Annotated in this window: 10 protein-coding genes; all 10 read right to left on the bottom strand. The window is 29.0% G+C overall.

The annotated features are described in order from the left end of the window. Positions 1 to 41: 41 nt before the first annotated feature. Positions 42 to 1,109: a lycopene cyclase family protein gene (locus ACTT83_RS05370; protein ID WP_440919078.1), complete on the bottom strand. Its 1,068-nt coding sequence runs from the start codon at positions 1,107 to 1,109 to the stop codon at positions 42 to 44. Beyond that, positions 1,096 to 1,947 carry a phytoene/squalene synthase family protein gene (locus tag ACTT83_RS05365; RefSeq protein WP_440919077.1) on the bottom strand — a complete coding sequence of 284 codons (852 nt, stop codon included), beginning with the start codon at positions 1,945 to 1,947 and terminating at the stop codon, positions 1,096 to 1,098. Before ACTT83_RS05365 ends, ACTT83_RS05370 begins: the two co-directional genes overlap by 14 nt. Continuing rightward, positions 1,947 to 3,407 carry a phytoene desaturase family protein gene (gene crtI, locus ACTT83_RS05360; RefSeq protein WP_440919076.1) on the bottom strand — a complete coding sequence of 487 codons (1,461 nt, stop codon included), beginning with the start codon at positions 3,405 to 3,407 and terminating at the stop codon, positions 1,947 to 1,949. Before crtI ends, ACTT83_RS05365 begins: the two co-directional genes overlap by 1 nt. A gap of 40 nt (positions 3,408 to 3,447) precedes the next feature. Next, the gene (locus ACTT83_RS05355; RefSeq protein ID WP_440919075.1) at positions 3,448 to 3,945 is read right to left on the bottom strand and encodes a F0F1 ATP synthase subunit B family protein; all 498 of its coding nucleotides are present in this window, start codon (positions 3,943 to 3,945) and stop codon (positions 3,448 to 3,450) included. Then, the gene (locus tag ACTT83_RS05350; protein ID WP_440919074.1) at positions 3,935 to 4,525 is read right to left on the bottom strand and encodes a F0F1 ATP synthase subunit B family protein; all 591 of its coding nucleotides are present in this window, start codon (positions 4,523 to 4,525) and stop codon (positions 3,935 to 3,937) included. Before ACTT83_RS05350 ends, ACTT83_RS05355 begins: the two co-directional genes overlap by 11 nt. A gap of 3 nt (positions 4,526 to 4,528) precedes the next feature. After that, positions 4,529 to 4,756 carry a F0F1 ATP synthase subunit C gene (locus tag ACTT83_RS05345; protein ID WP_006997791.1) on the bottom strand — a complete coding sequence of 76 codons (228 nt, stop codon included), beginning with the start codon at positions 4,754 to 4,756 and terminating at the stop codon, positions 4,529 to 4,531. A gap of 17 nt (positions 4,757 to 4,773) precedes the next feature. Continuing rightward, on the bottom strand, positions 4,774 to 5,508 hold the full coding sequence (locus ACTT83_RS05340; RefSeq protein ID WP_440919073.1) for a F0F1 ATP synthase subunit A: 735 nt from the start codon (positions 5,506 to 5,508) through the stop codon (positions 4,774 to 4,776). A 10-nt stretch (positions 5,509 to 5,518) separates the two neighbouring features. Beyond that, on the bottom strand, positions 5,519 to 5,794 hold the full coding sequence (locus ACTT83_RS05335) for an AtpZ/AtpI family protein (protein ID WP_440919072.1): 276 nt from the start codon (positions 5,792 to 5,794) through the stop codon (positions 5,519 to 5,521). Positions 5,795 to 5,807: 13 nt separating this feature from the next. Continuing rightward, positions 5,808 to 8,204 (bottom strand): chromosome segregation SMC family protein, encoded by a 2,397-nt coding sequence (locus ACTT83_RS05330; protein WP_440919071.1) that lies wholly within the window; start codon positions 8,202 to 8,204, stop codon positions 5,808 to 5,810. Between the two features lie 8 nt (positions 8,205 to 8,212). Then, on the bottom strand, positions 8,213 to 8,778 hold a 566-nt coding region (locus tag ACTT83_RS05325), incomplete at its 5' end, for a thioredoxin domain-containing protein (RefSeq protein ID WP_440919070.1).

Below are 8,778 nucleotides of genomic sequence, written 5' to 3'. Positions count from 1 at the left end.
TGATTAAGATTTATTTTTTTTATATTCATATTCATTTAGGTTTAGTAAAATAAAGCTTTGATAAAAATCCATTTTGGCATTTTTAAAATTATATTCAAATCCTCAAGAAAATTACTCTTATTGGAAAGAAATTTGATAATTGTTTTAGGTGAACTTTGAAACATTTTAAAAAAAATTTCCGACATTTTTTTTGGATGTTTTTCAAGAACACGTAGAAATATTTCATCCAAAAATTGATATTTTTTACCGATTTCAAATTTTTTAGTATTATGAATATTTTCAATATTTTTTCTAATAAATTTACTATGTTCTTGTATATTCAAAAAAGTATATCCTGTACTTAATCTTGTCATACCACCAGCAGTTCCAATATTAATTTTACTTTTTTCATTTTTAAATGATGGGTAAAAAAGCGGAATTGCGCCTATCTCTTTATAAGTGATTTTATAATTTTTTAAATTTAATTTCTTTTCGATATATTCTTTAATTTGTTGATCATAATCTTTTTGAGAGTCATCATTCATTTTTGAAAGCCAAGTACTCTCAATCAATGCCTTTTTTTTTGAGAAGGGAAGTGTGTAAAAAAAATGGACACTTTCTCTTTGATCACAATCAAAATCCATTAGATTAAAAATGTTTTCATCAAAATAATTATTCTCTGTCTCTATTTCAACTCCACAAAAGTGTTGCCATAAATTTCTAAAGTCTTTTTTGATAGAGGGAACGCTATTGAATATAAATGAATTTTTGGTGTTGATGTCTTTCAGTTCTTTTAAAAAAAAGATATTTTTATTTTTCTTTAATGAATTATTTATTTTCTCATAAAACAAACCACTATCGATGCTTTGATATGGATAATTTTCACATTCAAGAAAATTAGTTTTATTAGGTGCATTAACTGAAAAATTTTTCCAATTTTTTATGACACAATCATCAAAATTATGCTCAGATACTCTCCAAAAAGACCAGGTCTTATCTCTTTTGTACTCATCTCGAGGCTCGATTATTGCTAAGGTTTTATTTTCTAATTTATTATGAATCTCTAATTCATAGGCTAGAGATAAACCAGCACAACCACCCCCAATAATTATGTAATCAAATTCTTTCATCAAGATTAATTTCTTTATTAATCAATAAATGATCGTGTTCAATTTGATCATCATTTTTATTTAATAAAGAAAGTATAATTAGATCATAAATTGATAAAATCGTCTCCAAAACTTTTTCAAAGTTTGAAACATAAATTTTTCCAGATTTACTATAATTTTCAAAGGTTTTCTTTTTCAAAATTTTATATCCAATTTTTCTGTATACTCTTCTTGCGACTAAGATACTAAATCTAAAGCTAAGTGGAATTTCTCTTATGGAATAAAATGAATTTTTATAAAATGTATCTGCAAGTTTAATAGTAGAATTAATTTCCTCAAAATTTCCATTTATATAAGATCTATTTTTTTTTGAGTCCTCAATCACATCTCTGGATATATTAGTTAGTTGCATTGCTATACCAAGATCGATTGCAGATTTAAGAGATTGTTTTTTGTTCACATTTAAAATTTTTGCCATCATCAGCCCGATTGTTCCAGCTACTCTATAACAATAGATTAAAAGATCTTTTCTAGTATCTATTTTTACATTTTGTTTTATGTCGGACTCTATCCCATCAAATAAATCATAAATTATCTCCAGAGAAATATTGAATTCATTAATAATATTCCACATATTTTGAATAACAGGATCCTCAAAATTTTTTTGTTTAAAATCACTTACAAATTTTTGGAATTTTATTTTTTTTATTTCTATTTCGCCTTCGTCATCTGCAATATTATCTACAACTCTACAAAAATCGTATAAATAAGAACAATTTTTATAGGTTTTTTTTGGTAAAAAAAAGCCAGCCCAATTAAACGATTTTGCGTAAATAGATAAATAATTTTTAGACGACATTATAAAATTTTATCTAAAACCTTTGCTGAGGAAAGAACTCCAGGTACACCTGCCCCAGGATGAGTTCCCGCACCAACAAAATATAAATTGTTATAAATTTCAGATTTGTTGTGAAATCTAAAGTAAGCAGATTGTGAGAATTTTGGTTGTATAGAAAAACCAGAACCATATTTTGTATTGAGATCTTTTTCAAAATAGTCAGGAGTCAGATAAAAATCTTCAACAATATTTTCTTTTAAGTTTGGCATTAAGTCTTTCTCCATTTTCTCCACTACTAAATTTTTCATTTTTTCACCTTCTAACGACCAATCAATTTTTGATTGGTTATTAGGAACAGGAACTAGAACATAGAAACAATCATGTCCATCTGGTGCCATGGATTTATCAGTGGCAGTGGGTCTATGTAGATAATAACTTATATCATTGTTTAATTTTTTATGATTAAAAATGTCATCTAGGTGCTCTTTATATTTATTGCCAAATTTAATGGTGTGATGTTCAACGTCATCGTAAATTTTCTTGGTTCCAAAATAATAAACAAATAAACCCATTGAATATTCCATTCTATTTTTTTTCCACTTAAACATAAAAGAATTATTACTCTGGCCATTTAACATTTTTTCATAAACACCCGGTGGATCTGCGTTACAGACAACTTTGTTAGCGCTTATTTTTTTTGAATTGTCTAATTGAACACCTGTAATCTCATTTTGGTTTGAAATTATTTGAGTTACCTCAGAACCTTTTATTACCTCGATACCTTCTTCATTCATTAATTTTTCGAAACCACTTATGATATTTCCTGTTCCACCCATAGAATAGTGAATGCCCCATTTTTTTTCTAAGTATAAAATCAATCCATATATTGAAGTTGTGGTAAATGGATTTCCACCAACTAAAAGAGGATGCATGCTCAACATTCTTCTTAATTTTTCATTTTTAATATAAGATGATACTAGTGAATATACTGACTTATAGCTTTTGAGTTTAAGTAATGCGGGTAATTGTTTCATCATCACTGAGGGCTTGTCAAAGGGCACATCAGCTAGTTCTGTAAAACCTTTATCAAAAATTTTTTTAGTGAAATTTACAAGTTTTTCATATCCTTGAGCATCATCTTTATTAATAAGCTCAATTTGTCTTTTCATTTCATTTTCGTCACCAGAGTAATTAAACTTTGATTTATCCTCAAAAATGAATTGATACCAAACTTTAAGAGGTGTTAATTTAATATAATCATTTGGATTTTTTTGAAATAATTCAAATAATTCATTAATTAAGTATGGAGCTGTAATTACTGTTGGACCACCATCATAAATGAACCCATTCTTTCTAAAAACTCTTGCTCTACCACCTAGGTCTTTGTGTTTTTCAATTAATGTAACTTTGTGACCCTTAGCTTTAAGACGAAGAGCAGCTGCTATACCACCAAAACCAGAACCTATAACTACAGAATTCATCATGATAACTTATATTTTTTTGGATAAATTGTAAAAAGTATTATGAGTTAATTTTTTTTAACTCTTCTTTAGTTTCTTCTAAATTTTTCTGAAACAGCGTATCAAGTTTAGATTTATCAACTGAGGTTGATATTATTTTTTTTACAGAGTCTATAGCTATTTTAACAGATGCATCTTTAATCTCTTTAATCGCTACCTCTCTCATTTGATTAATTTTATTTTTAGCCAAATTTTTCTTAATTTCTGAAGATTTATGAAATTTGTCATTAAGCTCAATGATTAATTTATCAGCATCTTTCTTTGCCTGATCAAGTATTTCCTTACTTTCAGATTGCGCTGTGTCTAATTTTTTCTGAGCATTATCTAATAATATCTTTGCTTCACTTCTCAGTTTCTCACTTTCATCAATCTCATTTTTTATGTCTGAGATTAATTTATTAAGAATAGTATTAATTTTTTGAGGTACTTTTAAATATATCAGACCCCCAAAAAATATTACAAAAGAAACTGCGACCCAAAAAGTTGAATCAATGACCATAATATTTATCTCCGTTTTTTTTTACTAGATCATCAACAATCGCAGAGATACTGCTATTATTAACTTCTGCTCCAATTAATTTTTTTAAAATTTCATTAGATGTTACAACTGCAATTTTATTAATTTTTTCTGGAGCACTTTGTCTTAAAGTATCTATTTCTACTTCAGCTTTTTTAATTTCATCATTAATTTGTTTATCTAAAGTCTCTTTTTTAGAATTAATATTTTTGATTACTTTTTCTCTAGCATCTTTAAAAATTTTTTTTGCTTCAATTTTACTTTTAAGAATAATCCCATCAAATTCTTTAAGTTTAGCTTCACTACTTTCTCTTTGTTTTTCAGCTGCCTCAATATTTTCTTGGATTTGTGATTTTCTTAATTCTAAGTTTGCACTTATTTTGGGTAGTATAAGTTTGGATAAAACAATATACAATACTCCAAAAGTGAGTACGAGCCAGAAGATTTGTGAAATCCAAAACTCTGGATTTAATTGAGGCATTCCTCCACTCTCCGCTGCAAAAATCTTTTTTGTAAAAAAGAAATTTGCAATTAATGAATATAAAAATATTTTTTTAAACATTAATTAAAATGCGAAAAGTATAATCAATGCAACAACTAATCCAAATAATCCTGTTGCTTCTGCAAGAGCAAATCCTAAAAGCAAATTAGGAAATTGTTTTTGGGCTGCAGATGGATTTCTCATTGCACCAGATAAATAATTTCCAAAAATTATTCCGATACCTACTCCAGCTCCAGCCAAAGCTATTGCTGCAAGTCCTGCTCCAATCATTTTTGCTGCTTCTAATTCCATTATATCCTCCTTATAAGTTAATGGTGTAAATTTAATGCATCATTTAAATAAATGCATGTTAAAATTGCAAAAACGTAAGCTTGAAGAAAAGCAACTAGTATCTCCAAACCAGTTAAAGCAACTGAAAAACTCAGTGGAAGCCATCCACCAACAATTCCGAGACTTACGACAAAGCCCCCGAAAACCTTCATCATAGTGTGTCCAGCCATCATATTTGCAAACAATCTTACTGATAAGCTGATAGGTCTACTTAAATATGAAATAATTTCAATGACCACAATTAATGGTAAAAGTACAATAGGAACACCACTTGGAACAAATAGTTTTAAGTAACCAAAGCCATGTTTTATAAAACCAATAACTGTAACTCCAATAAAAATAAAAGCTGCTAACATGAAAGTCACAATGATATGACTAGTCACTGTAAAAGTGTAAGGTATCATGCCGAACATGTTACAAAACAAAACGAACATAAATAATGAAAAGATAAATGAAAAATATGGTTTAGCTTTTGAACCAGCAGTATCGCTGATCATTTTTGAGACAAATGAATAGCTTAATTCAGCTAAAAGCTGGATCTTATTCGGAAGTATTGAATTTTTCTTTGAACCAAGGTTGAATATTATTAAAATCGCAAGAGAACTTATGACCATGAATAAACTAGCGTTAGTAAAAGAAATATCAAAAGAGCCTACTTTTATTTCTGGACCAATTCTATAAACTTCGAATTGTGTCATTGGGTTAGCTGCCATAAATCCTTATCTATTTTTGCATTTTTTTTGCGGATCTAATTACATTAATTATCCCTGCAACTACCCCTACAAAAAAAAATATTAAAATTAACCATGGTTTAGTACCAAAGGTCTTGTCCAAAAGAAACCCAATAATTGTCCCTACGGCGACTGCTGAAACTAGCTCAGTACTTAGCTTAAAAGCAGTGCCAATTGGAGATTGATTATCTTTTTTATTTTCTAGATCTCTTTTTGAAACCTTTTTCTTTGCAATCTCTAAGCGAGTTTTGAATGGATCTTTAGCCATTTTTATTTATTGCTTAAGCAACCATGCTTTCTGCTTTTTGTAAATCAACAGCTACAAGTTGACTTATTCCTTTTTCAGGCATGGTGACACCATAAAGTCTATTCATTTTTGACATTGTCAAAGCATGGTGAGTAACAATGATGAATTTGGTATTTGTAATTTTAATTAGTTCTTCAAGCAAGCCACAAAATCTTGTTACGTTGGCATCATCTAAAGGTGCATCAACTTCGTCCAAAACACATATAGGCGAGGGGTTAGTTAAAAAAACTGCAAAAATTAAAGATAGTGCAGTCAAAGCCTGCTCACCACCTGACAATAAAGTTATCGACTGGAGTCTTTTTCCAGGGGGACTTACTAACATTTCCAAACCAGCCTCTAAAGGGTCATCGGAGTCAACCAATTCAAGCTTAGCATTTCCACCATTAAATAATTTTGTATATACCTCATTAAATTTTCTATTTACCTTATCAAATGCCTCAATGAGTCTTTCCCTTCCTTTTTGATTTAATTCATTAATACTATCTTTAAGTTTTATAATTGCTGTAACTAAATCTGCTCTATCTTGTTCCATTTTCTTAATTTCTGTTTCGTATTTTACAGTCTCTTCATCGGCCTTTAGGTTAACCGAGCCTAATTTCTCTCTCTCTTGTTTTTTTTTATCTAATAAGTCTTCTTGATTAACAGCATCTGGCAGTTCTTCAACGCCAAATAAATTTGAATTTTCTAAAATGTTTTCTTCCGTAAGATTTAGCTCAGAAATAATTCTATCGACTAAATCATTTTTTCTTTTTTTTAGCCCTTCAATTGTTGCCCCTGAACTTGCTTTTCGTTCTCTTATCTGAATAGATTGTTCTTGTATCTCGTTTAGTTGATTTCTTAGACTGTCAATTTTTTCATCTGTGGTATTGATAATTTGTTCATTCTCATTTTTTTCATTTTCAGAAATTCTTAAATTTTCTGAAATTTGCCCTTTTTTTTCAGCCTGAAATTTTGGTTGATTATCTAGTTTATCTCGTTGCACATTAAGTTTATTTTTTCTATCACTTAATTCTGCAACCATTTTTTCCGAATTAGATAAAAGATTTTTCCAACTCTCAATCTCCTTATCAATTATTGCAATTCTTTCATTTCTTTTGACAGACTCTCTTTTGATATTTTGATTTTTACTATAACTATCTGCGTATTCTTCGATGACAAATTGGCAATCATCTAACGATTTAATTGCATCATCATTTTTTTGTGAATTAATTAATTGTTTAATTTTATCGATTTCTGATTTTAACTTATTCTTGCTATTTTCCAAATCTTCATTCGATTGTTTTTCAGTTTGATAATATTTTGAGTCGATTTCAATAAGCTCGCTTTTTTCTTCTTTCAGTCTTTTTTCATTTGAGTTTGCATCAATCACTATTCCTCTTTCTCTACTAATATCATCATCTATTGTTTGTAGAGATTTTTTTACGTTTTCTATTTCGTCTTGAATTCTACTATTTTCCTCATCTAGACTTTTTAGTTCTAAGTTTAGCCTTTGTATCTTTGATAAATTTTCAATATTTTTTTCTCGTAGAGGAGTTATTTTATCAACCTCAGTTTTAATCAGTTTCTCTAATTCGTTAATTTTATTATTAAAACCGCTGACTTCAGTTTCTGCTTCTGTATTAATTTCATTTTCTATTTTAATTTCTTTATCGATCTCTAGTAATTTTAGATAATATAGGCCTGCTTCAATTTTTTTTATTTCATCAGAAATATTTTTGTATTTTGTAGCCTCTTCAGCCTGTTTTTGTAAATTTGCTAGTTGCCTTTCCTGTTGCCTTCTTAATTCATCAGCTCTCTTTAGATTATTTTCTGCAGCGCTCAACCTTAGTTCAGCTTCATGTCTTCTAACATGTAATCCAGAAATTCCTGCAGCTTCCTCTAAAATTGTTCTTCTATCAGTAGGTTTTGCAGTAACAAGGGCACCAATTCTGCCCTGACTAATCATTGATGGAGAGTGAGCTCCAGTTGATAAATCTGCGAAAAACATTTGAGCATCCCTTGCTCTAACTTCTTTATCATTGATATAAAATTTCGAACCTTTATCTTTTTCTATTTTTCTTCTAACATTTATTTCATCTAACTCTCTAAATTGCACTGGACCCTCATTATTTTCATTGGCAACAGTTACTGAAACTTCAGCAATATTTTTAGAGGGTTTATTTGACGTTCCTGAAAATATGACATCTTCCATGCCTGATCCTCGCATGCTTTTTGCAGATGTTTCACCCATTACCCATCTTAATGACTCAACTATATTTGATTTTCCGCAACCATTTGGGCCAACAATACCTGTTAAACCATTTTCAATTAAGAAATTAGTTTTATCTGCAAATGACTTAAATCCATTGAGTTGGATTTTTTTAAACTCCATGGATTAACTTATATCAGCTTTTCCAATGTTTTTTTTAAATTTTTATAATTAAGAGATTTTTCGAACTTTTCGTTATTAATTATTATCGTAGGAGTAGAATTAACTTTAAAATTTTTTGTCCCCTCGATTCGATCATTTAAAACATAGTCCTCTATTTCTTTGTTGCCAATACATTTTTCAAAATCAATATTAAACCCAGCGTTTTTTAGAAATTCTTTCAAATTATTATTTACCTCTTCTATTCCCTTACCTTTTATCCAAGCTTGTTGATTAGAGTAAAGTTTTTCCAAAATTTCTAAGCTTTGATCTTGTTTACACAAAGAAATTTTAGAAGCATTTAAAGCAGCAATATCTAAAGGAAAGTGTCGAAATTCTATTTTGACAAGTCCTGTATCTATGAAATCTTTTTTAAGAGATGGGTAAACATCTTTATGAAAATTTGCACAATGACTACATGTTAGAGACTCGTAGGCGATTATTGTAATCTTTGCATTTTGATTTCCTGAAACTATTCTCTTTATTTCTGCGTTTGCACTAGTACTTAATCCAAAAATTAATATTAAAAATAGAAATA

Source organism: Candidatus Pelagibacter sp. (assembly GCF_052049775.1).
Classification (GTDB): Bacteria; Pseudomonadota; Alphaproteobacteria; order Pelagibacterales; family Pelagibacteraceae; genus Pelagibacter.
The sequence above is the reverse complement of the archived record's forward strand: the minus strand, read 5'-3'. Positions and strand labels throughout refer to the sequence as shown.

Excerpts from the sequence above, each read along its gene's own strand:
- ACTT83_RS05350 (WP_440919074.1), bottom strand. The coding sequence starts at position 4,525 with ATGTTTAAAAAAATATTTTTATATTCATTAATTGCAAATTTCTTTTTT.
- ACTT83_RS05340 (WP_440919073.1), bottom strand. The coding sequence starts at position 5,508 with ATGGCAGCTAACCCAATGACACAATTCGAAGTTTATAGAATTGGTCCA.
- crtI (WP_440919076.1), bottom strand. The coding sequence starts at position 3,407 with ATGAATTCTGTAGTTATAGGTTCTGGTTTTGGTGGTATAGCAGCTGCT.
- ACTT83_RS05335 (WP_440919072.1), bottom strand. The coding sequence starts at position 5,794 with ATGGCTAAAGATCCATTCAAAACTCGCTTAGAGATTGCAAAGAAAAAG.
- ACTT83_RS05330 (WP_440919071.1), bottom strand. The coding sequence starts at position 8,204 with ATGGAGTTTAAAAAAATCCAACTCAATGGATTTAAGTCATTTGCAGAT.
- ACTT83_RS05370 (WP_440919078.1), bottom strand. The coding sequence starts at position 1,109 with ATGAAAGAATTTGATTACATAATTATTGGGGGTGGTTGTGCTGGTTTA.
- ACTT83_RS05345 (WP_006997791.1), bottom strand. The coding sequence starts at position 4,756 with ATGGAATTAGAAGCAGCAAAAATGATTGGAGCAGGACTTGCAGCAATA.
- ACTT83_RS05365 (WP_440919077.1), bottom strand. The coding sequence starts at position 1,947 with ATGTCGTCTAAAAATTATTTATCTATTTACGCAAAATCGTTTAATTGG.
- ACTT83_RS05355 (WP_440919075.1), bottom strand. The coding sequence starts at position 3,945 with ATGGTCATTGATTCAACTTTTTGGGTCGCAGTTTCTTTTGTAATATTT.